26 protein-coding genes and 1 pseudogene are annotated in these 24031 nt (G+C 66.1%); 10 read left to right on the top strand and 17 right to left on the bottom strand.

The window, feature by feature from the left end; translation table 11 throughout:
* The 8 genes from G3N97_RS22510 to G3N97_RS22475 form a co-directional block, all read right to left on the bottom strand.
* Positions 1-727: rhodanese-like domain-containing protein (locus G3N97_RS22510; protein ID WP_277397757.1), on the bottom strand; the 727-nt coding region annotated here is incomplete at its 3' end.
* The gene (locus tag G3N97_RS22505) at positions 724-1320 is read right to left on the bottom strand and encodes a cysteine dioxygenase (RefSeq protein ID WP_205995180.1); all 597 of its coding nucleotides are present in this window, start codon (positions 1318-1320) and stop codon (positions 724-726) included. The genes G3N97_RS22505 and G3N97_RS22510, both read right to left, overlap by 4 nt.
* On the bottom strand, positions 1320-2132 hold the full coding sequence (locus tag G3N97_RS22500; RefSeq protein WP_205995179.1) for a class II aldolase/adducin family protein: 813 nt from the start codon (positions 2130-2132) through the stop codon (positions 1320-1322). Before G3N97_RS22500 ends, G3N97_RS22505 begins: the two co-directional genes overlap by 1 nt.
* A gap of 20 nt (positions 2133-2152) precedes the next feature.
* Entirely contained in the window at positions 2153-3247 is a 1095-nt protein-coding gene (locus tag G3N97_RS22495) for an LLM class flavin-dependent oxidoreductase (protein ID WP_205995178.1), read from the bottom strand.
* Positions 3248-3534: 287 nt separating this feature from the next.
* Entirely contained in the window at positions 3535-3810 is a 276-nt protein-coding gene (locus G3N97_RS22490; RefSeq protein WP_205995177.1) for a pentapeptide MXKDX repeat protein, read from the bottom strand.
* 95 nt (positions 3811-3905) lie between these two features.
* On the bottom strand, positions 3906-4691 hold the full coding sequence (locus G3N97_RS22485; protein ID WP_205995176.1) for a molybdopterin-dependent oxidoreductase: 786 nt from the start codon (positions 4689-4691) through the stop codon (positions 3906-3908).
* Positions 4692-4742: 51 nt separating this feature from the next.
* Positions 4743-5402 carry a cytochrome b/b6 domain-containing protein gene (locus tag G3N97_RS22480; RefSeq protein WP_205995175.1) on the bottom strand — a complete coding sequence of 220 codons (660 nt, stop codon included), beginning with the start codon at positions 5400-5402 and terminating at the stop codon, positions 4743-4745.
* A gap of 32 nt (positions 5403-5434) precedes the next feature.
* Positions 5435-5752 (bottom strand): hypothetical protein, encoded by a 318-nt coding sequence (locus G3N97_RS22475; protein WP_205995174.1) that lies wholly within the window; start codon positions 5750-5752, stop codon positions 5435-5437.
* Between the two features lie 93 nt (positions 5753-5845).
* Between G3N97_RS22475 and G3N97_RS22470 the strand changes: the two genes are divergently transcribed.
* Positions 5846-6391, top strand: coding sequence for a sigma-70 family RNA polymerase sigma factor (locus tag G3N97_RS22470; protein WP_205995173.1), 546 nt, complete (start codon positions 5846-5848; stop codon positions 6389-6391).
* On the top strand, positions 6388-7029 hold the full coding sequence (locus tag G3N97_RS22465) for a DUF1109 domain-containing protein (protein ID WP_205995172.1): 642 nt from the start codon (positions 6388-6390) through the stop codon (positions 7027-7029). The genes G3N97_RS22470 and G3N97_RS22465 overlap by 4 nt, the downstream gene beginning before the upstream one ends.
* A 43-nt stretch (positions 7030-7072) precedes the next feature.
* Here the strand turns inward: G3N97_RS22465 and G3N97_RS22460 are convergent, their stop codons facing one another.
* Complete coding sequence (locus G3N97_RS22460; RefSeq protein ID WP_346778106.1) at positions 7073-7873, bottom strand: ROK family protein; 801 nt, start codon at positions 7871-7873, stop codon at positions 7073-7075.
* 130 nt (positions 7874-8003) lie between these two features.
* On the bottom strand, positions 8004-9632 hold the full coding sequence (zwf, locus tag G3N97_RS22455; protein ID WP_205995170.1) for a glucose-6-phosphate dehydrogenase: 1629 nt from the start codon (positions 9630-9632) through the stop codon (positions 8004-8006).
* Between the two features lie 185 nt (positions 9633-9817).
* Here zwf and G3N97_RS22450 point away from each other — a divergent pair, with 185 nt between their 5' ends.
* Together G3N97_RS22450 and G3N97_RS22445 are read left to right on the top strand one after the other, a co-directional pair.
* Entirely contained in the window at positions 9818-10687 is an 870-nt protein-coding gene (locus G3N97_RS22450) for an AraC family transcriptional regulator (protein ID WP_241030758.1), read from the top strand.
* Positions 10688-10737: 50 nt separating this feature from the next.
* Positions 10738-11145: a DUF2000 family protein gene (locus tag G3N97_RS22445; RefSeq protein ID WP_205995169.1), complete on the top strand. Its 408-nt coding sequence runs from the start codon at positions 10738-10740 to the stop codon at positions 11143-11145.
* 20 nt (positions 11146-11165) lie between these two features.
* Here the strand turns inward: G3N97_RS22445 and G3N97_RS22440 are convergent, their stop codons facing one another.
* Positions 11166-12743, bottom strand: coding sequence for a tetratricopeptide repeat protein (locus G3N97_RS22440; RefSeq protein ID WP_205995168.1), 1578 nt, complete (start codon positions 12741-12743; stop codon positions 11166-11168).
* A 233-nt stretch (positions 12744-12976) separates the two neighbouring features.
* Here G3N97_RS22440 and G3N97_RS22435 point away from each other — a divergent pair, with 233 nt between their 5' ends.
* From G3N97_RS22435 to G3N97_RS22415, 5 genes are all read left to right on the top strand, one after another.
* On the top strand, positions 12977-14110 hold the full coding sequence (locus G3N97_RS22435; RefSeq protein ID WP_205995167.1) for a diguanylate cyclase: 1134 nt from the start codon (positions 12977-12979) through the stop codon (positions 14108-14110).
* Positions 14111-14608: 498 nt separating this feature from the next.
* On the top strand, positions 14609-15724 hold the full coding sequence (locus G3N97_RS22430; protein WP_241030757.1) for a SpoIIE family protein phosphatase: 1116 nt from the start codon (positions 14609-14611) through the stop codon (positions 15722-15724).
* A 14-nt stretch (positions 15725-15738) separates the two neighbouring features.
* Positions 15739-16302 (top strand): SiaB family protein kinase, encoded by a 564-nt coding sequence (locus G3N97_RS22425; protein WP_065061521.1) that lies wholly within the window; start codon positions 15739-15741, stop codon positions 16300-16302.
* Positions 16303-16319: 17 nt separating this feature from the next.
* The gene (locus G3N97_RS22420) at positions 16320-16706 is read left to right on the top strand and encodes a DUF1987 domain-containing protein (RefSeq protein ID WP_205995165.1); all 387 of its coding nucleotides are present in this window, start codon (positions 16320-16322) and stop codon (positions 16704-16706) included.
* 11 nt (positions 16707-16717) lie between these two features.
* Positions 16718-17458, top strand: coding sequence for a GGDEF domain-containing protein (locus G3N97_RS22415; protein ID WP_205995164.1), 741 nt, complete (start codon positions 16718-16720; stop codon positions 17456-17458).
* A 43-nt stretch (positions 17459-17501) separates the two neighbouring features.
* Here the strand turns inward: G3N97_RS22415 and G3N97_RS22410 are convergent, their stop codons facing one another.
* Entirely contained in the window at positions 17502-17990 is a 489-nt protein-coding gene (locus tag G3N97_RS22410) for a hypothetical protein (RefSeq protein WP_241030756.1), read from the bottom strand.
* Between the two features lie 319 nt (positions 17991-18309).
* Positions 18310-18969 carry a TetR/AcrR family transcriptional regulator gene (locus G3N97_RS22405; RefSeq protein ID WP_205995162.1) on the bottom strand — a complete coding sequence of 220 codons (660 nt, stop codon included), beginning with the start codon at positions 18967-18969 and terminating at the stop codon, positions 18310-18312.
* A gap of 208 nt (positions 18970-19177) precedes the next feature.
* Here G3N97_RS22405 and G3N97_RS22400 point away from each other — a divergent pair, with 208 nt between their 5' ends.
* The gene (locus G3N97_RS22400; RefSeq protein ID WP_205995161.1) at positions 19178-20470 is read left to right on the top strand and encodes an NAD(P)/FAD-dependent oxidoreductase; all 1293 of its coding nucleotides are present in this window, start codon (positions 19178-19180) and stop codon (positions 20468-20470) included.
* Between the two features lie 243 nt (positions 20471-20713).
* Here G3N97_RS22400 and G3N97_RS22395 read toward each other — a convergent pair whose 3' ends face one another.
* The 4 genes and pseudogenes from G3N97_RS22395 to G3N97_RS39565 form a co-directional block, all read right to left on the bottom strand.
* A complete protein-coding gene (locus G3N97_RS22395; RefSeq protein WP_205995160.1) occupies positions 20714-21691 on the bottom strand; it encodes a LysR family transcriptional regulator in 978 nt (325 codons plus the stop codon).
* Between the two features lie 355 nt (positions 21692-22046).
* The gene (locus tag G3N97_RS22390; RefSeq protein ID WP_167371394.1) at positions 22047-22211 is read right to left on the bottom strand and encodes a hypothetical protein; all 165 of its coding nucleotides are present in this window, start codon (positions 22209-22211) and stop codon (positions 22047-22049) included.
* A gap of 157 nt (positions 22212-22368) precedes the next feature.
* Positions 22369-23778 (bottom strand): MFS transporter, encoded by a 1410-nt coding sequence (locus tag G3N97_RS22385; RefSeq protein WP_176080911.1) that lies wholly within the window; start codon positions 23776-23778, stop codon positions 22369-22371.
* A gap of 113 nt (positions 23779-23891) precedes the next feature.
* Positions 23892-24031, bottom strand: a pseudogene (locus G3N97_RS39565) (CoA transferase); the annotation flags it as partial.

Genomic DNA, 24031 nt, shown 5'->3' with positions numbered 1-24031 from the left:
CCGCATGCGTGTCGAAGCGGCGCGCGCTGCCGTGCTCCAGCGTCTGTCCCGCGAGCGTCCAGCCGATCGTGCCGTTGCGCAGCGCGGCGACCGGATTCGGCAGCCCCGCATTCACGAGCGATTGCGCGCCGATGATGCTGCGCGTGCGCCCCGCGCAATTGACGATCACGCGCGTGGCCGGATTGGGCGCGAGCGCGCGGGCGCGCAGCGCGAGTTCCGCGCCCGGCACGCTGATGCTGCCGGGAATGTTCATGGTGCGGTATTCGTCGAAGCGGCGCGCGTCGAGCACGACCACGTCGGCGCCGCTGCGCAGCAACGCATCGACGGACTCGGAGGACAGCGACGGCGTATGACGCTGCGCTTCGACGAATTCGCCGAACGCCTTGCTCGGCACGTTGACGTCGCGAAACACCTCGCCGCCCGCATCGATCCAGCCGCGCAGACCGCCTTCGAGCAGTGCGACATCGGTATAACCGAGCGCGTCGAGCCGCTGCGCCGCGCGCTCGGCGAAGCCTTCGCCATCGTCGAGCAGGATGATCGGCACGTTGCGGCGCGGCAGTTTGGTCCACGCATCGAGTTCGAGTTTCGCGAGCGGCAGGTTCGCCGCGAACAGCGGATGGCATTGCGCGTGCGGATCTTCCTCGCGCACGTCGAGCAGGGCGATTTCGCGTTTCGCGAGCAGGGCGGCGCGCACGTCGTGAAGGCTGCGCGTGGGAAATGACTTCATGTGACGGGGTGTTCCTTGCTGAGGTCCCAGAGGTTCGGGAGAAGGTCGTTCGAATAGCCGGAGATGAACGGTTTGGGCGGCGCGTCGGCGGGATAGGTCGCGCGGCGCACCGCGCCGATGTTCGCGCCGTACACGTGGATGCTGATCGAGACGCGGTCGTCGAAGGCGTTGCGCACGCGATGAATGTCGCCGATGGCGGGCGAGACTGCTTCCACGTCGCCGCGCGCGAGACGCACTTCCGCGCCGTGTTCGTGCAGCGCGCCCTGCGCGTCGCGCCGGTACGCCTGCGCATACTCCGCGCCGCGCAGCACGCCGATGAGCCCCCACACCGTATGGTCGTGCACGGGCGTGCGCTGCCCCGGCCCCCAGACGAAGCTCACGACCGAAAAGCGCTCGCGCGCGTCGGCGTGCAGCAGATATTGGCAATAGCGTTCGGGCGACGGTTGCGCGAACGCGTCGGGCAGCCAGTCGTCGTCGCGCACGAGATCGCGCAAGGCGGCGAGGCCGCGTTCGATCAGCGCGGGTTCTTCGGGCGCCTCATCGACGAGACGCGCGATCTCGCCGACGAAGTGACGCAGTTTGTGGATCGCCATCAGTCGAGCAGCTCCGGTTCGGCGGCGACGAGGCCCGCGTAAAGACTCTCGAACGCGTACTGCGCGCCGCCAGGGCGTCCCACCTGCTGGTGCGTGAGCGCGGCCACGTCGTGCGGGATGCGCTGCGGCGTGCCCGCCGCTTCGGCGAGCAGTTGCGCATGGCAGGCGTTGTCGAGCGCGATGTACCACCACGCGGCGGCTTCCACGCTCGGACCGGCGGTCAGGATGCCGTGGTTCTTGAGGATCGCGGCCTTGTGCTGACCAAGCGCGGCGGCAATGCGCGCGCCTTCGCCGGTGTCGAGCACGACGCCCTGGAAATCGTCGAAGAGCGCGTGGTCCTCGTAGAACGAGCAGGCGTCCTGGGTCAGCGGATCGAGCGTGCGGCCGAGCGTCGACCACGCCTTGCCATAGAGCGAGTGCGTGTGGGCGGCGGCCACCACGTCGGGGCGCGCTTCGTGGATGGCGGCGTGGATCGCGAAGGCAGCCTGATTGACGGGGCCGTGGCCGACCACGATCTCGCCGTGCCGGTTCACGAGCAGCAGGTCGGAGACGCGGATGCGCCCGAAGTGCAGGCCGAGCGGATTGACCCAGAAGTGGTCGGGCCATTCGGGGTCGCGCGCGGTGATGTGGCCCGCGAGCCCCTGATCGAAGCCGTAGCGTGCGAACAGGCGAAACGCGCCCGCGAGCCGTTCCTGGCGATGACGGCGTTCTTCGGCGACGCTGCGCGCGTGAGCGGCGCTGTCGTCGTCGAACCAGAAGCGGCGCACGGGCGGCTGGCGGAAATCCTGGGCGATATCGAGCGTGGTGGTCATGATGCGTTCCTGTTCGTCGATCAAGCGGCTTTCGACTCTGCTTTTGAAGCCGTCAAGCGCGACGTGAGTTCGCGCGTGGCCGGAATCAGCACGCGGCCGTAGTCGACGGCGTCTTCGAGCGGATCGAAGCCGCGAATCAGGAAGGTCGTGACGCCCAGCGCGTGATATTCGGCGAGCGTCTGCGCGACCTGCTCGGGCGTGCCGACGAGCGCCGTCGAATTCGAGCGTCCGCCGATCTCCTTGGCCACGGCGGTCCACAGCCGATCGTCGGCGCGCACGCCGTCGCCGCTCGCCGCGAGCAGACGCCGCGCGCCTTCGCTCTGCAACGGGCCGCCGGCCGCGACGCCCTGTTCGGCGCGCAGACGGCGCGTTTCTTCGAGGATGTGCTCGGCGCGCGCCCACGCGGCCTTTTCCGTATCGGCGAGAATCGGGCGGAACGACACCGAGAAGCGCACGCTGCGGCCATGTTTGGCCGCTTCGCCGCGCACGCGCTCGATCAGTTCCTTCACTTGCTGCTGCGATTCGCCCCACAGCGCGTAGACGTCGGCATGCTTGCCCGCGACTTCGAGCGCGGCCGCCGACGCGCCGCCGAAATAGATCGGCACGTGCGGCTGCTGGCGCGGCTTGATTTCCGAATGCGCCTGTTCGAAGCGATAAAAGCGGCCCGTGTGATCGAACGGCTTCTCTTCGGTCCAGACACGTTTGAGGATCTGCAGATACTCGTCGGTGCGCGCGTAGCGTTCGTCGTGCGTGAGGAAGTCGCCGTCGCGGCGCTGGTCGGTGTCGCTGCCGCCCGAAATGAAGTGGACCGCGAGACGGCCGCCCGAGAAGTGATCGAGCGTGGCAAGCTGGCGCGCGGCGAGCGTCGGCGCGACGAAGCCGGGACGGTGCGCGAGCATGAAATGCACGCGCGAGGTCACGCTCGCGGCGTAGGCGATGGTGAGCGTGGCGTCCGGGCTCACGGAGCTGTGCGGCACGAGAATGCGGTCGAATCCGGCGTTTTCGTGCGCCTGCGCGAACTGGCGCACATAGTCGACGTCGATTGCGGGGCCTTGCGCAAGATGGGTTTCAGATACCTTGCGCTGCTGGATCATGCCTATGAATTCGACGCTCATCGTGGCTCCTGGGCTGGCGGACGCCGGGCGGCCGCCGGCGCGCATCGTCGTGTTGGGGGAGAGCGCGGCGCGCGCGAACGCCGCCCCGCCGATCGAATGCAGCCTATCACCGCGTCATGCGCAATTTAAATAGTGATTTCATATAAAGATTTCAGATGCGCATGTTAAGGCGGCGCGGCAGGTGGCCTGACCACGCTGTCAACCGGGCGAAGAAAAAGCCGCGCTCCCGCGTGAGCGGGGAGCGCGGCTGGCGGCGCGAACTGCGCGTGGCGCGCTTATTTCGACCCTTACTTCGACATCGCGCCCGATGCGCCGTGGTCCATCCCCATGGCGCTGTCCTTCTTCATCGGCTTGCTCATCTTGTCGTGGGACATCGCGCCGCCCTTGCTCATGTCGTCCTTCGACATGGCGTCCTTGCCCATCGTGTCCTTCTGCATGCTGTCTTTCGACATGGCGTCGTTCGACATCGCGCCGTTGCCTTGCGCGAAGGCGCTGCCCGCGCTCAGGCCCAGCGTGGCGGCGAGGGAAGCGGCGGCGAGTGCGGCGATCGTGATCTTCTTCATGGCAGTGCTCCTGGTGAGTGAAACGTACCGCAAAAAGCGGAGTGAAAAGACGAGTTGAAAAAACGCGGTGAAAAACGCAGTGAAAAAACGAGCCCTCACGAACCGCCGAACCAGTTGTAGCCCTGGTCGACCCAGTAACCGCCCGGATACGTGTTCGTGACGACAATCTCGACGATGTGCTTGGGGTTCTTGTAGCCAAGCTTGGTCGGCATGCGCAGCTTCATCGGATAGCCGTATTTGGCGGGCAGACGCTGACCGTCGTAATCGAACGCGAGCAGCGTCTGCGGATGCAGCGCCGTGGCCATGTCGATGCTTTCGTAGTAATCGTCGGCGCAGCGAAAGGCCACGTAGTGCGCGCTCGTGTCCGCGCCCACGCGGCGCAGGAAGTCGCCGAACGGCGTGCCGCCCCAACGTCCGATCGCGCTCCAGCCTTCCACGCAGATATGCCGCGTGATCTGATCGGCGCGCGGCAACGCGTAGAGTTCGGGCAGCGTCCAGGCGCGCTGGCCGCTCACGAGCCCGCCGAGCTTGAGCCGATAGCTGCCGCCATCTACCACGGGCGCCTGATCCTCGCTATAGAACGCGTTGAACGGAAACGGCCGCGTGATTTGCGCTTCGCTATAAGTCGGCGCGAGTTGGTGCGGATTGAAGATGAACGCCTGCACGCGGTCGTTCAGACGCGACACGGCGCTGAGCAGCGTGTTGACCGAGGCGTCGTCGGTGATCGAACAGCCGGTCAGCATCGAGAGGCCGCCGAGCGTGAGCAGGCGCTTGCCGAACAGACGGCGCGCGGGCATGTCGAGCTTGTCGATCTCGCGGCGCGCGTCGGTGAGAATCGCCGCGCGGTCCACGGTGACGATGCGCGCATTCTTCGTGTTCATTGGGAATCCTTATGGATATCTCGATGCCGGTTTCGCGAAACGGCGCCGCGATCAGCGTCCGCGCAACATCGTGAGCAGCGAGCGCGGCACGAGCGCGACCATCGTCACGTGAACCACGACGAACGCCGCGAGCAGCGCCATCGCGCAGAAGTGCACCACGCGGGCGCGGTCGTAGCCGCCCATCAGTTCGCGCAGCACGGGAAACTGCACCGACTTCCAGATCGCGAGACCCGACATCACCAGCACGATCAGATCGCCGATGGCGACGAGATACGCGAGCTTCTGCACGGCGTTGTACTCGCGCAGGTCGGCGTGCGAAAGCTTGCCCGCGAGCGCGGCGCGCAGATCGCGCAGCACGGCGCGCGGACTCAGCGGCAAGAACTTCGCGAACAGGCGGCCGCTCGCGAGATTCAGGCCGAGATAGACGAGGCCGTTGAAGAACAGCAGCCACATCGCCGCGAAATGCCATTGCAGCGCGCCGCCGAGCCAGCCGCCCAGCGTGATCGACGGCGGAATGACGATGCCGCGAAACACCGGCGAGGCGTCGTAGATGCGCCAGCCCGAGAACATCATGACGAGCGCCGCGAGCGCGTTGAGCCAGTGCGTGACGCGCAACCAGAGCGGATGAATCGGGCGTTCGCGGCGCGCCGCAGGCGACGCTGGCGGCGTGGCGCGCTGGACGGCGTTCGGCGTTCCGGTGGTCGGTCCCATGGCGAATTCCTCGTGGGGCAAGTGCGTTGCGGTTACGGTGAATTCGCCGCGCGCGCTTCGCCGGTTACAGCGCGGCTGAAAAATTTCTGCGCATGCTGCGCTGCGCGATTAAATTCACGCCGCGTGTAACCGCCGCGCCGCCCGCGACGAATTACGTCGACACGGCACGCTCGGGCGAGCAGCGTATGGGCGAACGAATACGGAGCATCAACAAGGTGAGCTGGGCAAAAGCGGCAAAGCGATGGCGGATGCAGGAACCCGACAGCGGAGGTGGCGACGGCGTCGGCGCGGGCGCTATTGCGATGCGCAACGGGTTCGGCTACGCTCGGATCATCGAGCCCGTATTTCACGCGGGTTCGGCCAGCCGCAAGCCCGTTGCAAGCTTTCACCAGGCGGGCGCTCCCGCCACGTCAACCGACCGCTGCGACAGCCCAGGACGCCCTTTGTATCCCGCGGAAATCCGTCTCAAAGCGCTCTTCGTCAGCGGACTGGAAGGTGACGCCGACGCATACCGCAGCTTCCTGCAGGAGCTCACGCGTCATTTGCGCGGCTATCTGCGCCGCCGCATTCCGCAGTTGCACGACGACGTCGAAGATCTCGTGCAGGAAATCCTGCTCGCGGTGCACAACGCGCGTCACACGTGGCGTCCCGACGAACCGCTCACGGCCTGGGTGCATGCGATCGCCCGCTACAAACTGATGGACTTTTTCCGCTCGCGCGCGCGCCGCGAATCGCTCAACGATCCGCTCGACGACCATACCGATCTGTTCGCCACGCCCGACGACGAACCTTCGCAGGCGCGCCGCGACATCGGCAAGCTGCTCGACCAGTTGCCGGACAAGCAGCGCCTGCCCATCGTCCACGTGAAGCTCGAAGGCATGTCGGTCGTGGAGACGGCGAAGCTCACGGGGCTTTCGGAATCGGCGGTGAAAGTGGGCATTCACCGCGGCCTCAAGGCGCTCGCCGCGCGCATCCGGGGGGCGCAATGAAAACCGACGACCTGATCAGCCTGCTGTCGACGGGCGTCGCCAGAGTGGACCGCAAGGTCGCGCTGCGCCGCTTCGCGCGCGCGCTGCCGCTGGGTTTCGCGGGTTCGCTGGTGCTGATGAGCATCGTGTTCGGCGTGCGCCACGATCTGCTGACGGTCGCGCAAACGCCGATCTTCTGGGCCAAGCTCGCGTTCCCGGTTTGCGTGGCGCTGGCGGCGGCGCTCGCGGTGAGCCGTGTCGGACGTCCCGGCGTGCGCGGCGGCTATGCGTGGGCGCTGCTGGTCGTGCCCTTCCTGGCCGTGTGGGCGGGCGGCTGGATCACGCTCGGCGCAGCCGAGCCCGCGCAGCGCGCGACGCTCGTGCTCGGCCTCTCGTGGCGCACCTGTCCGTTCAATATCGTGCTCCTGTCGGTGCCGACGTTCGCGGCGGTGTTCTGGGCCGCGCGCGGTCTCGCGCCGACGCGCCCGCGCGTGGCGGGCGCTGCCGCCGGACTGTTCGCGAGCGCGCTGGCGACCATCGCCTATTGCGCGCATTGCCCGGAGATGAGCCCGGCGTTCTGGAGCGTCTGGTACGCGATCGGCATGTTGCTGCCCGCCGCCATCGGCGCGTGGCTCGGGCCACGGCTGCTGCGCTGGTAAGCGCAGCCGCGCGCGGCCAATCGGCTAATCGGCCAGTCGGCGTCTACTCGAATTCGCCGGTGCGCTGCGTCGCGGCGGGCAACTGCCGCGTCTCGCGCATCGAGCGCGGATGCCACAGCCGCGCGCCGCCCTCGATGCCGCGATCGTTCGGCACGGTCGCCACGTTCGGCGGTAGCGTGAAAGTCAGCCGTTCGGCATTGCCGCCGCCAATCCACAGCTTGTCGTAATGCACGAGCGAGTCGAGGATGCCGATCACCTTCTCGACGCGCGCGTTCCAGCGCTTGTTGCCCGCCTTCTTGCGCGCCGCGTCGCCGATATATTCGTCATACGCGTGCTTCTTGCTGACCGGGTGATGCGCGAGTTCGAGATGCGGCATCAGCTCGCCGTCGCGGAACAACGCGGTGCCCGCGCCCGTGCCGAGCGTCAGCACGAATTCGAGGCCGCGTCCTTCGATGGCGGCGAAACCCTGCATTTCGGCATCGTTGATCATGCGCACCGACGCCACGCCGAGCCGCTCGCCGAGCAGCTGCGCGAGCGGCACGTCGTTCCAGCCTTCCACGCCGAGATGCGGCGCGGTGAGCACGCGGTTGTCGCGCACGAAGCCGGGAAAGCCAATCGAAATGTGCTTCGGCGGATACTGCTCGACGAGCGGCTGGACGAGCGTATGCAGCGTCTCGACAAGCAGATCCGGCGGACACGGATGCGGCGTCGCCACGCGCACGCGGTCGGTCCGCATGGTGCCGTTCGCGTCGATGATGGCCGCTTTCAGGCCGGTGCCGCCGATGTCGATGGCCAGAATGTTCTCGGGCTCGCGCGTGCGTCTGGCCGGGGCTTTCTTCGCCACGGTCTGCTTCGCGCTTGTCTTTTTAACCGATGTAGCGTGCTTTGCCGTTGCTTTCCGTGTACTCGGCGTCGTTGTTTTTCGTGCTGTTGCCACTCGCTCCTCCATGGTTCGTCCGTGCGATAACTCGAGTTTATGAGCTTGCGGGCTCGTCCGCAGCGAGCGCGCGCCAGGCGCGTCCGTCGCGGGCGAGCAGCGCGTCGGCTTCGGCGGGACCGGCGCTGCCAGCGGGATAGTCGTGCACCGGAATTGGCGCGCCGCGCGGATGTAGCACGCCATCGACGGCGGCCCACGCGGATTCGATGCTGTCGGCGCGCTGGAACAGCGTCTGGTCGCCGAGCATGCAGTCGTACAGCAGCGTTTCGTAGCCGACGTTGGCGTGCTCCGCGAAGAACTGGTTGTAGTCGAACGACGAAGACGCCGGGCCCACGCGCATGACCGGCCCCGGCACCTTCACGTTGAAATCGAAGCGCGTGCCATGCGTCGGATCGATGCGCAGCGTCAGCACGTTGGGCGTGAGCGCGTCGACAGGCGTATCGCGAAACAGCCGGAACGGCACGCTCTTGAGTTGCACCGAGATTTCCGTGCGCCGCGCCGCGAGCCGCTTGCCGGTGCGCAGATAAAACGGCACGCCCGCCCAGCGCCAGTTGTCGATATGCACGCGCGCGGCCGCGTAAGTGGGCGTCGTGCTGTCCTTCGCGACGTTCGGCTCGTCGCGATACGCCACGCCCGCCGGACCTTTCGCGTACTGCCCGAACACCACGTCGTCGCGCTTGAGCGGCTGCAGCGCGTCGAAGATCTCGGCCTTGCGGTTGCGCACCGACTCCGCGTCGAACGAGTTCGGCGGCTCCATCGCGATCATGCCGAGCAACTGGAACAGATGGTTCGGCACCATGTCGCGGAACGCGCCGGTCGGCTCGTAGAAACTGCCGCGCCCTTCCACGCCGATCACTTCCGACGCCGTGATCTGCACGCTGTCGATATATTCGCGCCGCCAGATCGGCTCGAACATCGCATTCGCGAAGCGCACCGCGAGAATGCTCTGCACGGTGTCCTTGCCGAGAAAATGGTCGATGCGATAGACCTGCGATTCCTGCGCGAAACGCAGCAGATGCTGGTTCAGATCGCGCGCGGTGGCGAGGTCGGTGCCGAAGGGCTTTTCGATCACGATGCGGCGGAACGGGCCGCTGTCTTGGCCGCCTGACTTGTCGCCATCGCCGTCCTGCTTGAGCAGCCCCGCCTTGCCGAGCCGCTCGATGATCGGCTTGAAAAAGCGCGCGCCCACGGCGAGATAAAACACGACGTTGCCGCGTTTTTCGCCGTCGAGCTTTTGTGCGAGCTGCTGATAAGGCGCGTCGTCTTCGAAGTCGCCGGCCATGTAGTGCAGACGCTGCGCAACCCAGTCCCAGGCGCGCTCGTCGAGCTTGCCCGCGTGAAAGGTGCTGGCCTTGTCGGCGGCGAATTGCGCGAGCGCGTCGTGCAGATCGTTGCGCCAGGCGTCGGTGGCGCGCTCGCCGTGATTGACGCCGATGATCTGCATGCCGCCGTCGAGCAGACCGTCGACAGCGAGGTTGTAGATCGCCGGCATCAGCAGGCGTTTCGTCAGGTCGCCGCCCGCGCCGAAGATCACGAGCGTGCAGGGCGGCGCGGGATGTTCGCCGGCGGCCGACGCGCTCGCGCGCGGCGCGGCTTGCGGGTTCTGGGCGGTATGCGGATCGGCGGGCAGCTTGGCGGTCTGGTTTGTGGCGGTATTCGTCGGCATGATTTCGCTTCGGTTGAACGTGAACGTTCTCTGTGAGCAAGTGCGATACCTTGACGGACCCGCGCGCCGCGCGCGGAGTTCCATCGGTCTGCCGCGCTGAAAGCGATCTGTAACACGAAGGCGCGCCGGGCTGACGTAAACTGGTCAGCTGATTCCGCTGCCGAAGACGAGGATTCCCGCCCATCATGACGAACGCGATGACCGATGCGAACGCCGATGCAAGCGTGGACGGCAACTGGCTCGTCGCGCGCCGCGACGCCGAGACGGGCATCGAAGGCCTGCGCGCGCATTTCAGCGGCCACGCCTACGATCCGCACGATCACGACGACATGCTGATCGGCTACACGGAGCAGGGCGTCCAGCGTTTCCAGTGCCATCGCGCGCTGCACACGAGCGTGCCGGGCCGCGCGATCCTGATCGAGCCGGGCGCGCTGCACGACGGCCACGCGCCCGAGACCGAGGGCTTCACCTACGCGATGCTCTACCTGCCGCAGACGTGGGTCGCGCACGCGGCGCAGCGGCTCGATCTGCCTGGCCTCGGCGGTGTGGAAGCCGCGTTCGGCCAGACGCTCGTGGACGACCGCGCGCTCGTCGAATCGATTCGTCAGGCCTTTCTCGCGATCTACGGCGACGAGGGCCGCCTCGCGCGCGACCAGTCGCTCGACCGCCTGCTGATGCTGCTCGGCGGCCAGTTGCGCGAGACGCTTTCTGTCGGCGGCGGCGCGGCGCCGCCCGCGATCGCGCGCGTGCGCGACGCGCTGCACGCGCACATGGACGGCAACCTCGGCCTCGACGACCTCGTGCAGATCGCGGGCATCGACCGTTTCCGGCTCACGCGGCTGTTTCAGCGCGCGTTCGGCACTTCGCCGCACGCGTATCTGGTGCGTTTGCGGCTGCGCGCCGCGCGCCGTTTGCTGGCGGCGGGGCGCACGCCCGCGCAGGTCGCGGCGGAAGTCGGTTTCGCCGATCAAAGCCACCTCGGGCGCTGGTTCCGCCGCGCCTACCGGATGACGCCCGCCGCCTACCGGCGCATGTGCACAAACGTTCCAGACTGACGCCCCGGACGTCGCCGATCATGGGCGGCTTGTTCATTCCGGATGCAATCATGTTCGATACGAAAGTGGCCCTGATCGTGCGCGACGATCTCGCCGTCTGGCAAAAACTCAATGTGGTCGCGTTTCTCGCGACCGGCGTGGCCGCCGCCGCGCCCGACGCGCTGGGCGAACCCTACGAAGACGCCGCCGGGCGTCAGTACGGCCGCATGCTCGGCCAGCCGATGATGGTGTTCGCCGCCGATCTGCCGGGCCTGCAGGCCGCGCATCGCCAGGCGATGTCGCGCGAGGTGCGGATCGTGCCCTATGTGCACGCGATGTTTTCGACGGGCCACGACGCCGCCAATCGCGAGGTGTTTCGCGCCGAGGACGCGGACAATCTGAATCTCGTCGGCATCGCGTTGCACGGGCCGAAGAAGGCCGTCGACAAGGCCGTGAAGGGCCTCAAGCTGCACGCGTGAGCGTGAAGCCTTGCGCCGAATCAGTCGCGCGGCAGCGCGTCGAGCGCGGCGCGCAACTCGCTGACCACGTTCGACCAGTCGTCGCGCCGCGTCTGACGAAACAGACGCGCGTTCGCGTACCACGGCGTATCGCTGCGTCCGAGTTGCCAGCGCCAGTCGGGCATGAAGGGCAGCGCGATCCACACCGGCTTGCCGAGCGCGCCCGCGAGATGCGCCACGGCCGTATCCACGCTGATGACGAGATCGAGCCGTGAAATGAACGCGGCGGTGTCGGCGAAATTCGTGAGTCGCGCCGACACATCGCGCAGCACGCCGCGCTGTTCCAGTTGCGCGAGCGCATCGCGATCACGCTCGCGGATATCCGGTTGCAGCGCGAAAAAGCGCGCGTCGGCGTCGAAGAGCGGCAAGAGCTGTTCGAGCGTCATCGAACGATTGCGGTCGTTCAGATGCGTGCGGCTGCCCGACCAGACGATGCCGATGTTGGGTTTGCGCTCGCGGCTGCCTTCGTTATTAGCGAGCACGTCGTTCCATGGCGCGGCGTCCACGTCGGCATCGAGATACGGCGCAGTCACGGCCAGATCGGCCGCGCGCAATTTCAGCACGAAAGGCAGGCTCAGCAGCGGCACGTGAAAGTCGAACGGCGGCACCGCGTCCGTTTCGCCGATCACTTCGGCCGCGCCGCGATAGCCGCGCAGCAGCGGCAGCAGCGCGTCCTGCACGCGCAGCACGACGCGCGCGCCCGCCGCGCTCAGCCGATCGACGAAACGCAGAAATTGCAGCGTGTCGCCGTAACCTTGTTCGTGATGCACGAACAGCGTCTTGCCCGCGATCGGCTGCGCGCCGGTCCAGAGCGTCTGCGCTGCAAAGCCGTGATCCTGGCTGCCGTCGCGCCAGCGCCATTCGTATTCGCGCCAGCCGTGCTCGAATTCGCCGCGCAGCAAATTGGTCTGCGCGCGGTTCGTGCGCGCACCTGCATCGTTCGGATCGATGCTGAGCGCCTTCTTGAACTGCTGCATCGCCTCGTCGAAACGCCCGAGATCGCGCAGCGCGACGCCCAGATTCACATGCGCGAGCACGAAGCGCGGATTGAGCGCGATGGCGTGCCGGTACGCGTCGAGTTCCTCGTTGTAGCGCGCCATGGTGCCGAGCAGCGTGCCGCGGTTGTAATGCGCTTCGGGCGAACGCGGCTGCAGTTTGCAAAGCTGCTCCATCGTAGCCAGCGCGCGCGCCGGCTGCTCCAGACGAATCAGCGCCATCGCCACGCCCAGCACCGATTCCGCGTGATGCGGCGAGCGCGTGAGGGCGCGTTCGTAGAGCGCGAGCGCATCGGCGTGACGCTGCGCGAGCTGGCAGACCTGCGCGGCGAAATGCAATTGCTCCGTCGACATCGTCATATTGGCCGACGCGCGCACGAGATAGTCGGCCGCGCGCGCGTGATCGCCTTGACGCGCGGCGAGATAGCCGAGACCTTCGAGGGCCTCGCCGTGATCGGGCGCCTGATTCAGGACGTTTTGCAGGAGACGCGCGGCGTCGTCGGTCTGCCCGGCGGCGGCGTGGTGTTGCGCGGCGTCGAGCGCGCGTTCGATATCACGATTCATGGCGAGGCGGGAGAAAGGCAGACGTCGGGCCGACGACATTCAAACGATAAAAGCACGCTAAACGTGCAACCAGTGCGGCCCGAAAGCGGCTCATTGTAAGGGATCGCCCGCGCGGCCGCATGGTGCGAAAGACCCGGCGCGAAGCGACTCGCACGCAGTTCGATTGCGCAAATCGCTCAAGCAATTTCGTAACTTGCCGTAATTAGTAATATTTGGCATTTCCTGCGCGCATTTTGACCGACTCCGCGACCCCCGCCGCAAGCGATCTGGCTACGCTGATCGAAACCGTGCAGCGCAACGAGCGCACACTACGAAGCTTTCAGAGCGTTGAGCTGCAATTGATCGGCGCTCGCGACTGGAGCACTTTTCTCGACGGCGTGCTCGTGCGGCTTCGCACGGTGTTCGCGCTCGCCTCGGTCAGTCTCTGGATCGATGAGCGCGAACCGTTGCTGCGCGAGCTGCTCGAGATCGACGAGCCGCACGAAGCCGCTGCTGCGTGCCTGAAAACCGGGCGCGGCAACGGCGCGGCGCTCGCACGTCTGTGTGGCGCGCAGGCCGCGCTCGCGCATTGCTGGCTGGGCCCGGCGAGCGAACTCGACGCGGCGACCCGCGACGCGTTCATCGACGTACGCGCGCACCACGGCAGCGCGATCATGCTGCCGCTCTGCGCGCACGACGCGGTGCTCGGCTATCTGTGCCTCGCGAGCGGCGACCCGCATCGTTACGAGGCGAGCATGGCGACCGACCTGCTCGAACGCTTCGCGAACGTCGCCGCGCTGAGTCTCGACAACGTCGCGCACCGCGAGCATCTGCGCCTGATCGGCATCACCGACCGGCTCACGGGTCTGTCGAACCGGCACTATTTCGACGAGCGGCTGCATCACGACGTGCATCGCGCGGCGCATCACGCCGAGCCGATCTCGTGCCTGTTCATCGACATCGACCATTTCAAGCAGATCAACGACGCGCACGGCCACACGGTGGGCGACCAGGCGCTGGCGGCGATTGGCGTCGCGCTGCGTCAGCATGTGCGCGTGGGCGACACGATTTCGCGCTATGGCGGCGAGGAATTCGTCGCGCTGCTGCAATGCGATATGCCCGACGCGCTCAACGTGGCCGAGCGCATCCGGCGCGCGGTGCAATCGATCGTAGTCCATAGCGAAGACGGCGCGTGCATCGAGCTGAGCGTGTCGATCGGCGTTTCCGCGTATCGTGCTCAGCGCGCGGCTGGCGCCGATGCGCGCGCAACGAACCCGGACGACGCGGCCAGCGCCGCGCAGACGCTGCTCGACGCCGCCGACCGCGCGATGTATCAGGCCAAGCTCGAAGGCCGCAATCGCGTGTCGATGCTCGATATGCACGGTTGAATCGCCGATAAAAAAACCAGATGGTGATTCGCTCTTTTCGAAATAAATCGCGCCGCGATTAACGATTGCCAACTGGCGTTATTTATTTAATTTCCAGAAATAATCCATTCGCGCCGCACGCATGCCGCTAACGGTGCATCTTGCATTCGCGCCGCGAGGCGTGTTGCACCGCAACCCTCAAAAAAAGGCTCCGCGTGCGCGGGGCAGTCAAAATTACCCGCTTCGAGCAGACAAAAAACGCGCAAACGTTAGCGTGCAAGCCGTCGAATGCGAACGCGTAATCATTGCGTCGATTTGAGCTATTTCTCAGACGAATGTAACGAAACTGACATAAAGAGTCATTAGCGTGCTGGTTTTCCTTATTTACTGGAACGGATAGCCATGCATCCCGCGCTTGCGCAGTTTCGTCGTCCGGGACTTTCAGCAGGTCCGCGTAGCGCCGGGGAATTGGCACAGGACGTACCGGCCATCGACGCTGCAGATTCGAATTCTCTGGTCATGGAGATTTTCTATTCGCGGCGCGATATGGCCAGTCTGGCGGTGATCGAAAACGATCGCCCCATCGGCCTGATCAATCGCGATATTTTCCTGTCGCAAATGAGCAAGCCGTTTCATCGCGAGCTTTACGATAAAAAAAGCTGCATCGCGTTCATGGATAAAGAGCCGCTGATCGTCGAGGCGGACATGAGCATCGAGGCGCTCACGTTCAAGACCGTCGAGGTGGGCGAGAAGGCGCTGGTGGATGGCTTCATCGTCACGCGCGAAGGCCGCTTCCTGGGCGTGGGCAACGGGCTACGTCTGCTGAGCATCGTCGCGGAAATGCAGGCGGAGAAGAATCGCCAGATCATGCAGAGCATCGAGTATGCGAGCGTGATCCAGCAAGCCATGCTGCGCGCCTCGCGCGAAACGCTCTCGACCACGCTGCCCGACGCGGCGCTCGTCTGGGAACCGCGCGATGTGGTGGGCGGCGACTTCTATCACTTCGCCGCGTTCGCCGACGGCTGGTTCGGCGCGGTGGCCGACTGCACGGGTCACGGCGTGCCGGGCGCGTTCATGACGCTGCTGGCGTCGGCGTCGCTTTCGCAGGCGCTGGAGCAACTGGGTCCGCGCGATCCGTCCGCGCTGCTGGCGGCGGTCAATCGCAACGTGAAGGCGCTGCTCGGCCAGATCAACGGCGTGGGCGACGCGCCGCAATCCAACGACGGTCTCGACGCCGCGTTCTTCTGGTACGACGCGAGCCGCGCGCAACTGCTGTTCGCGGGTGCGCGCGTGGCGCTGCATGTATTGCGCCCCGACGCCGACGCCTTCGAAAGCATTGCGGGCGACCGCATGGGCGTGGGCTATGTCGACAGCCTCGCCGACTACGCGTGGGGTTTGCATACCGTGGACGTGCCGTCAGGCAGTCTGCTGTTCGTCTCGACCGACGGTCTGACCGATCAGATCGGCGGCCCACGCAAGATCGCGTTCGGCAAACGCCGTGCGCTCGAACTGATTCTTGCCGACCGCGAGAACACGCCCGCCGGAATTTCGGCGCGCCTGCTCGAGGCGCTGGGCAAGTGGCAAGGCGCGCAGGCGCGCCGCGACGACGTCACACTTTTCTTTGCACGTGTTTAAGGCAATCCACGAATATGTCTGCCATTCTGGATCAGAACCATTGCTTCTTTGAAATTGCGCGTCAGCGCAACCTGATTTTTTATCACAAGGGCTATTTCTCCCACAGCATCGTGGCCGCCATGAGCGAGGTCGTGAAGCTGCAACTGGAAGTGGCCGGACTGAGCGGGCCGACGCGCCGCAAGATCTTCTCGTCGTTCATCGAACTCTCGCAGAACATCGTGCATTACTCGTCCGATGCGCTCTCCGAGAACTGGCAGCAGGGCGGCGCCGTGCGCGAAGGCGCGATGTGCATTTCCGCCGACGGCGAGCGCCATCTGATGGTGTGCATGAATCCGATCGCGACGGTGGCCGTGAACGATCTGCGCGAGAAGCTGGAGCCGCTGCGTTCCATGTCGATCGAGGAAATCAAGCAGGCCTACAAGTTGTCGCTGCGCGCGGACACGCCGACCGAGAGCAAGGGCGCGGGGCTGGGCTTTCTGACGATGGCGCGCGATGCGAGCGCGCCGCTCGAATTCGCGTTCTATCCGCGCGAGGACGATCCCGATACCACGCTCTTTTGCCTCAAGACCATCATCTGACCAGGGCCGGTTACAGAATGGAAAACCTATTTATCGCCGCCACGGCGACTTCGCCGGAAATCGATTTCCGCTTCGATCAGCAATGGCTTTCGCTTCGCGGCGAGTCGTATCCCGAGAACGCCGCCGCGTTTTACGCGCCGATCATCGAGCAGCTCAACGCGTGGCTCGATGCGAGCACGGCCGCGGCCATCACGGTCGAAGTCACGCTCACGTATTTCAACAGCTCCAGCACGAAGATGCTGTTCAGCGTGTTCGACGCGCTCGACCGCGCGGCTTCGGCGGGCAATCAGGTGCAGGTGAACTGGTATCGCGACGAGGAAGACGAGACGATCCTCGAATTCGGCGAGGAGTTGCAGACCGACTTCACGGCGATCAAGTTCAACGATTGTCCGGTGGCGACTTGAAGGCCGCGGGCGTGGACACGACCGCGTATCGCCGCGATGCCTCGCACGATCATGCGCCGGATCTGTTCCGCAACGAGAGCGAGGCGCTCGAACGCGCGCGCGCGATCGGCGCGGACCCGCATGCGGATGCCGACGCCTATCGTCAGGCGCTCGACGAACTGATCCGCCACTACGAGCGCCTGATGCGCGAGACGCGCCGGCTGATCGGGCGTAGCGATCGCGCCGAGCGCGAGATGCAGGCGCTGACGCAGCAACTGCACTATCGCGCGACGCACGACGCGCTCACGGGCGTGTTCAATCGCAGCGCGGTGATCGAGCGCACCGTCAAGGCGCTGCGTGCGGATCGCGCGGTGATGATCCTGCTCGATATCGACGACTTCAAGAAGGTCAACGACGACTTCGGCCATCCGGCGGGCGACGCGGTGATTCTCGGCATCGTCAACTGCCTGCGCGGGATTCTGGGCGAGCACGGTCTCATCGGCCGCGTGGGCGGCGAGGAGTTCACGGTGGTGTTGCCGGGCTTCGAGATTCACGATGCGCTCGATCTGGCCGAGCGCATGCGCGCGGCGATTGCGGCGCACGCGTTTCCGGAGCCGGTGAGCCGCAGCATCACCGCCAGTTTCGGCGTGAGCGACAACGTGGCGGGCACCGACTTCGACACGGCCTATGGTCTCGCCGACGCCGCGCTCTACGCGGCGAAACGCGGCGGCCGCGACCGCGTGTCGTTCGACGGGCCGCTTGCTCCGGCATAACGCCCGCGTAACGCCGACGTAACGCGGGCTTCCTTGCCGCGCGCTAGAAACCGTGGCGCACGGTCAGCGTCGCGCCCGTGTCGTGCGAGTGCAGCACGGCCACGCGCGCCGTGCCGGAGAACACCCAGTCGTCGACGATCAGCGAGAGGCGGCGCTGCGGTTGCGCGCCAAGCGTGAGCGTGGAGTTGGGGATCTGCATGATCGAGAGCTGCGGCGCCGTGGACGGCCCCATGCGCAGATACGCCTGCGCGGGCTGGCCGGCCGCACCGGGCGGCGCGCCGCCTGCGGCCGCGCTCGTATCGGCGAAGCGATACTCGTGGGCGACCTGCGCGCTGTAGAAGTTGTCGAATTGCGATTCCGGCGCGCCGGGCGCGCGATTCTGATACGCCATCTCATAGCGATAGACGTAGCGTTGCGGCTCGGGTATCGCCGCGACGACTTCCATGGGCAGGGTGGGCGCGATGTTCGCCAGCGTCAGGGTTCCGGGCGCATCGGTCGCGATGCCGTCCGCGAATACATATCCGCTCAGCATAAAAATGATTGCGCCGACAATCCTTTCGTTCAGGCACGTCATGACATGCCTCCAATGAAGGAATTGAAACGTCACACGACCTGGGGTCCGCCTGGGGTAACTACCGAACGTAACTACCGAACGCCACTGCCTGCGCCGCTTCACGCGCGAGACAAGCGTGAAGGACACCCAAGCATTGTAGTCAGTCCTGCGCGTCCTGCTAGTTCAATGTGTGCGCTGGCGACCGTACGCACGCGAACGATGCGGGGCCGGTTGTCCGGCGCAGCGCGCGTGCCTGACATGTCCGGCTTGCCTGGTTCGACGAGCGTGCCGGCCTTGCTCAGGCCAGCAAAGCGAGCGCCGTCTCCAGCACGCTGCGTTTGAATTTCTTCGGATGATTGGGCAGCGTGGAGAACGCGGCCAGCAGATGCGCGTAGCTGACGGTCTTGCTGATGCCGTTCATCAGCACGAAGAACAGCATCTCGGCGTCCTGCACCTTGAGCTCGCCTGCGCGGGCAGCGTCCGCGAGCAGCGGCACGAACACGTCGTGAACCGGACGCACGAGACGTTCGACGAGGCGGTCGAGACGCGCGCCTTCTTCGGTGGCGGCGGTGGCGAAGAACAGGCCGATATCGGGCTGATCGAACACCTTGTCGATATAGATTTCCAGCGCGCGATCCACGCGCGCCTTCGGGCCGAGGTCCGAGTCGCGCAAGGCCGCCGTGGCCGCGATCATGGGCGCGGCGTGTTCGGCGATCTGTTCCACCACGGCCGTCCACAAGGCCTCTTTCGAACCAAAGTGATGCGCAAGCAGCGCGGGATCGACGCCCGACTCGCGCGCGATCTCGCGCACGCTGGTCGCGTCGTAGCCGCGCGTGCCGAAGGTCTTGCGCGCATTGCGCAGCAGCACGTCGGGGCCGACCGAGGCGTCCTGCGCCGGCCGCCCGCGGCCGCGCTTCATCGGCGTGGGCGTGAACGATGCGGTGGCCTTCTCTTTCATGCGGATCTGCATTCCATGATTTTCGATGGACGTGAGTGTACCCGAGCCTGGCCGCGTCACCGCGAGAGCCCATATCGGGCGCGTTGACGCGGCGCGAGGGTCGGCTTGCGCGTCTGCGTTGGCGTCTGGATTCGATTCTGCGTCCGTTTGACACACAGCATGGGGCGGGTTTACCATCGGTCTTTATTCATCACGCGTTGAATTGAAAATGTCGAAACCGGTTCGTATCGTGATCGTGGGCGGCGGCATCGCCGGGATTGTGTTGGCAACGAAGCTCGGCGACACGCTCGGGCGTGCGGGCAAGGCGCAGGTCACGCTGATCGACCGCAGCCCCACGCACATCTGGAAGCCGATGTTGCACACCATTGCCGCCGGCACGCGCGACGTGCAGCAGCAGCAGGTGATCTTCCTCGCGCATGCGAGCGAACACGGCTACGCCTACGAGCCGGGCGAGATGCTCGGTCTCGACCGCGAGCGCCGCCGCGTGCAACTGGGCGCGATCACCATGCCGGACGGCAAGATGGTGCTGGAGCCGCGCGAAGTCGGTTACGACGTGCTGGTGCTCGCGCTCGGCAGCCGCGCGAACGACTTCGGCGTGCCGGGCGTGAAGACGCACTGTCACTTTATCGACAGCCAGAAGCAGGCCGAGATCTTCAACGAAGCGCTGCGCGCGCGGGCGTTTCGCAGCGTGGCGCGCGACGAGGCGCTGCGTGTCGCGATCGTCGGCGGCGGCGCGACCGGCGTGGAGCTGGCGGCCGAACTGAGCCGTCTGCTCGAAGTGGCGAGCGCGTACGGCGACGCGTCGGTGCGCGAACGTTTGCAACTCACGTTGCTCGAAAGCGGGCCGCGCATTCTTGGCGCGTTTCCGCCGGCTATTTCGGCGTCGAGCCAGCAGCAACTGGAGATGATCGGCTTCACGGTGAAGACCGGCACGCGCGTGACCGAGGCGTGCCCCGGCGGGTTCGTCCACGATGACGGCGCGCTGGCGCAGGCCGATCTGATGGTGTGGGCGGCGGGCGTGAAGGCGGCCGAATTCCTGAGCGGCATCGGCGGCCTGGAAACCACCCGCGCGAACCAGATCGTGATCGGGCCGACGTTGCAATCCACGCGCGACGATCACATCTTCGCGCTCGGCGATTGTTCGAGCTTCACGCCCGAGGGCGCTGAACGCCCGCTCGCGCCCACGGCGCAGGTGGCGACGCAGCAGGCGGAGTATCTGGCGCGGCATCTGCCCGGCTGGCTGGCGGGCAAGCCGCTGCCCGATTTCGCGTTCCGCGATTTCGGCGCGCTGGTGTCGCTGAGCGATTACGACGCGTTCGGCACGCTCGGACGATTCGGCTTCTTCCGTGGCGGTTTCATTCGCGGACGCGTGGCGCAACTGAGCCATGCGATGCTGTATCGCCGACATCAACAATCGCTGCATGGATTGCGCAAGGCCACGCTTTTGTGGACCGCCGAGCGGATCAACGGCTGGGTGCAGCCGAAGATCCGGCTCGCGTGAAATCCGTGCGGCGGCTGTGCGGGAGCGCGAGGCGCACGAAGCGCCACGCGCATCGCGAGCGGGCGGACGGTCGAGGGCATCGGCAGGCGCGGTGCGCGGATCGTCGCTCGCGCTCATCGCGTGCCATGCGATGAAGCGAGCGCGGCGCTGAGCGCCGTTTGTCATGGTATCGATTCGAATTGATTCGGATAACTACAAATAAGACGCCCGCGAAAACGGGCGTAAACCTTCAAGCCGCGTGCGTCAGCTCTCGCACACCACGTCGTGATCGTAGCGCGCGTTCAGCAGTTGCAGTTCCTGTTCGTGCTCGGCCATGCGGCGCGGAACCGCTTCACGCAGAAACTCCACGAGCGTCTTGATCTTCGCATCGAGATACTGGCGCGACGCATAGAGCGCGAACACGTTGAACGGCTTGAGCCGCGCACCGGGCAGCACCTGCACGAGCGTGCCATCGCGCATGCCTTGCAGCGCCGTGGGAATCGGCAACATGCCGATGCCCATTCCCGCGCGTATGGCCTCGCCGAGCGCCTCCGCAATGTTCACGGTGAGCGGCGCCTGCTGCGTGGGGCGGAAGGTCCGGGCCGGTTCGCCTTCGTGCTGGCCCTCGAACTCCCACGCCAGCACCGGCAAATCCTGGCGCGTGAGCTGCACGCAGGTGTGCCGCTCCAGATCGCAGATCTCGAGCGGCGTGCCGCGTCGCGCGAGATACTGCGGCGCGGCGCACAGCACCGAACGCGACGTGCCGAGCCGCTGCGAAACGAGCGACGAATCCTTGAGCGTTTGCGCGACGACGATCGCCACGTCGAAGCGTTCTTCGAGCAGATCGGGCGTGCGCTGCGCGAGCACCAGATCGACGGATACGTCTTCGAATTGCTGCGTGTAGCGCGCGAGCAGCGGCGTGAGGTAATGCTGGCCGAAGCTCGCGGTCGCGTGCACGCGCAAGCGGCCGTTGGGTTGCGCGGCGGCGCCCATGGCTTCGGCGTCGGCGAGCGCGACTTCGTTGAGAATGCGCTCGCAATGCTCCAGATAGCGGCGACCCGCTTCGGTCAGCGAAATCTGGCGAGTGGTGCGGTTGAAGAGGCGCGTTTGCAGACTCGCCTCCAGTTCCATGATCGCGCGCGACACCGCTGCGGTGCTGAGCGCGGCGCGCGACGCGGCCTTGGCGAAACCGCCGGCTTCGGCGACGCCAACGAACATCTTCATGCTGCCCAGCTTGTCCATCGGATTCCGTAGGGGGGAGTGGTGGCCACTCGCGCATATATTCAACGCGTGATGAAATAATTTTACTGCGCGGGACGGGCGTGTGTCAAAGTGCGCATGCTTACGGAAAGCCTTCTGTGTAGGCGTTTTCGAGGATGCATGCGGCGCGCGAGTGCAAGGAAAGATCCGGAAAGCGAGTGAAAGCGTCAGGCCGCGGCGGTGATCGCCGCGGTTGGAGCGGACTGCGGATGCGAGGGAAATGAAGGCGTTCGACCGTGGGCGGCGCGCTCGCATTGCACGGCGCGTCCGCTTCGATATGGCGGGACAGGCTTCGAAAACTTCGACAGCCTGCGATCAGGCGTGGTTCAAGCGTGGATCAATAGTGCGAGCAGGCGAGCACGCAATACAGGGCGCTGACCGTGGCCGCGACGCCCAACCCCGCACCGAGGCCGATATTGCCAATGGTGGTGGCGCAACCGTTCAGGCCCGCGAGCGCGGCGCACAGACTCAGCACCGCAAGGGTTCGTCGAAATGCGGACATGGCGTGATCCGTTTGTAAGCAATGCGCGGATAGTACCCAGTCCGGGGAAGTTTCCTTTGTGACAGAAAGCAGGGGTTTGCGAAAGCGCTTACCGTTCCTTACGCGCGGAAAGCGCTTTCGCGGCGGCCCTTGAAATGACCCGCAATATCGGCCTCGATCAGCGGCCTTCCGGCGCGAGCACGGCCGGCGCGTCGTCGAGGTTTTCAGCGGCATTGCCAGCATTGCCCACGTCGCCCGCGATATCCTCCAGCGCGGCGCGGCTCGTTTCCACGCGCAGCGCGAGAATCGCCACGCAGAGCACCGCGAGAATCGCCGTCACCATCGCGATCACGCCCGAGACGCCGAAGCGCTCGTAGAGCATCAACGCGAGCCACGGCGTGGCGATCGACGAGGCGCGTCCGCAGGTGCCTGCCACGCCGGTGCCGCGCAGGCGCATTTCGGTCGGGAAGAGTTCGGGAATGTAGCCGAACAGGCCGAGCGTGCAGATGGTGTAGATCGCGCTCACGAGGCAGAAGCCCACGAGCATGATGGCGGTCGGATCGCGCAGCGTCACGTAGAGCCAGCCGAGCGCGACGCTGACGATCGACGACACCACGATGCCGCGCGCGCGTCCGACCCGGTCGGCGATGAAGTAGCCGATGAGGCCGCCCACCGGCGAGCCGATCGACATCACGAACACGAAGCCGAGCGACTTCACGATCGACAGACCCTGCGCGACGAAGAACGTCGGCAGCCACGCGATGAAACCGTACAGCCCCACGTTCACGCCGACGGCCGTGAGCGCCGCGACCAGCATGCGTCCGCGCATGCCTTTGGCGAACAGCGCGCTGAGCGGCACGCTGCCCTTGTGCAGATCGACGGCGCGCTGCACGGGCGGCAGTTCGCCCACCTGCGCGCGCACTTCCTGTTCGATTTCGGCGAGCGTGGCTTCGGCTTCCTCGAAACGGCCGACCGATTCGAGCCAGCGCGGCGACTCCGGCATGCGATGGCGCAGGAACCACACCACCAGCGCGCCCACGCCCGCGAGCGCGAACATATAGCGCCAGCCGAGATGCGGGATGACCCAGTAGCCCGCGGCGAGCGCGGCGAACAGCCCGCTATTGGTGATGACCGCGAGCAGGGAGACCCACTTGCCGCGCGTGGCGGGCGGCACGAATTCCGCGAGCGTGCCCGCCGCCACCACGAGTTCCGCGCCGAGCCCGAGGCCCATGATGAAGCGCAGCACGATCAGCCATTCGATGTTGGGCGCGAAGCACGCGGCGATCGAGGCGAGCCCGAACACCGCGAGATTGACCTGATACGAATAGCGCCGCCCGAGCCGGTCGCCGAGCCAGCCCGCGATGAACGCGCCCACCATCATGCCCATGAACGTCGACGAGACGAACAGCGCGCCGTGGCGCATGTCGGTGAAGCCGTCCTTGACCATCGACGCCATCGCGCCATTGGCGAGATAGATGTCGAAGGCGTCGAGGAACGCGCCGCCCGCGATGAGGCCGAGTATCTTCCAGTGAAAGCGTGAAACGGGTAGCCGGTCGAGGCGTCCGGCGGCATTGACCGCGTGGTGCATGTGATGTCTCCGATTGTGATGCGGCCCCCGGGGCCGAAGGGCCGCGGGGGCTTGCTGCCATGCGCCGCTTATTGCTGCGGCGTTCAATGGTGGGCGCGGGTCGTCCGATCTGGTCAGACCGCGCCGGTGTCGTGCAGCGCGCGAATCTGCGTCGCGTCGTAGCCGAGTTCGTTCAGGATTGCGTCGGTGTGCTCGCCGAGCGCGGGCACGGCGTCCATGCGCGGCGCGTCCGCGAGCGTGACGCCGGGCGGCA

The organism is Paraburkholderia sp. Ac-20347 (assembly GCF_017104805.1).
Classification (GTDB): domain Bacteria; phylum Pseudomonadota; class Gammaproteobacteria; order Burkholderiales; family Burkholderiaceae; genus Paraburkholderia; species Paraburkholderia tropica.
The sequence above is the reverse complement of the archived record's forward strand: the minus strand, read 5'-3'. Positions and strand labels throughout refer to the sequence as shown.

Bases quoted from the DNA above. Each gene is read 5' to 3' on its own strand.
- G3N97_RS22505 (WP_205995180.1), bottom strand. From the start codon at position 1,320: ATGGCGATCCACAAACTGCGTCACTTCGTCGGCGAGATCGCGCGTCTC.
- G3N97_RS22500 (WP_205995179.1), bottom strand. From the start codon at position 2,132: ATGACCACCACGCTCGATATCGCCCAGGATTTCCGCCAGCCGCCCGTG.
- G3N97_RS22495 (WP_205995178.1), bottom strand. From the start codon at position 3,247: ATGAGCGTCGAATTCATAGGCATGATCCAGCAGCGCAAGGTATCTGAA.
- G3N97_RS22490 (WP_205995177.1), bottom strand. From the start codon at position 3,810: ATGAAGAAGATCACGATCGCCGCACTCGCCGCCGCTTCCCTCGCCGCC.
- G3N97_RS22485 (WP_205995176.1), bottom strand. From the start codon at position 4,691: ATGAACACGAAGAATGCGCGCATCGTCACCGTGGACCGCGCGGCGATT.
- G3N97_RS22480 (WP_205995175.1), bottom strand. From the start codon at position 5,402: ATGGGACCGACCACCGGAACGCCGAACGCCGTCCAGCGCGCCACGCCG.
- G3N97_RS22465 (WP_205995172.1), top strand. From the start codon at position 6,388: ATGAAAACCGACGACCTGATCAGCCTGCTGTCGACGGGCGTCGCCAGA.
- zwf (WP_205995170.1), bottom strand. From the start codon at position 9,632: ATGCCGACGAATACCGCCACAAACCAGACCGCCAAGCTGCCCGCCGAT.
- G3N97_RS22450 (WP_241030758.1), top strand. From the start codon at position 9,818: ATGACGAACGCGATGACCGATGCGAACGCCGATGCAAGCGTGGACGGC.
- G3N97_RS22445 (WP_205995169.1), top strand. From the start codon at position 10,738: ATGTTCGATACGAAAGTGGCCCTGATCGTGCGCGACGATCTCGCCGTC.
- G3N97_RS22440 (WP_205995168.1), bottom strand. From the start codon at position 12,743: ATGAATCGTGATATCGAACGCGCGCTCGACGCCGCGCAACACCACGCC.
- G3N97_RS22430 (WP_241030757.1), top strand. From the start codon at position 14,609: ATGGAGATTTTCTATTCGCGGCGCGATATGGCCAGTCTGGCGGTGATC.
- G3N97_RS22425 (WP_065061521.1), top strand. From the start codon at position 15,739: ATGTCTGCCATTCTGGATCAGAACCATTGCTTCTTTGAAATTGCGCGT.
- G3N97_RS22420 (WP_205995165.1), top strand. From the start codon at position 16,320: ATGGAAAACCTATTTATCGCCGCCACGGCGACTTCGCCGGAAATCGAT.
- G3N97_RS22410 (WP_241030756.1), bottom strand. From the start codon at position 17,990: ATGCTGAGCGGATATGTATTCGCGGACGGCATCGCGACCGATGCGCCC.
- G3N97_RS22405 (WP_205995162.1), bottom strand. From the start codon at position 18,969: ATGAAAGAGAAGGCCACCGCATCGTTCACGCCCACGCCGATGAAGCGC.
- G3N97_RS22400 (WP_205995161.1), top strand. From the start codon at position 19,178: ATGTCGAAACCGGTTCGTATCGTGATCGTGGGCGGCGGCATCGCCGGG.
- G3N97_RS22395 (WP_205995160.1), bottom strand. From the start codon at position 21,691: ATGGACAAGCTGGGCAGCATGAAGATGTTCGTTGGCGTCGCCGAAGCC.
- G3N97_RS22390 (WP_167371394.1), bottom strand. From the start codon at position 22,211: ATGTCCGCATTTCGACGAACCCTTGCGGTGCTGAGTCTGTGCGCCGCG.
- G3N97_RS22385 (WP_176080911.1), bottom strand. From the start codon at position 23,778: ATGCACCACGCGGTCAATGCCGCCGGACGCCTCGACCGGCTACCCGTT.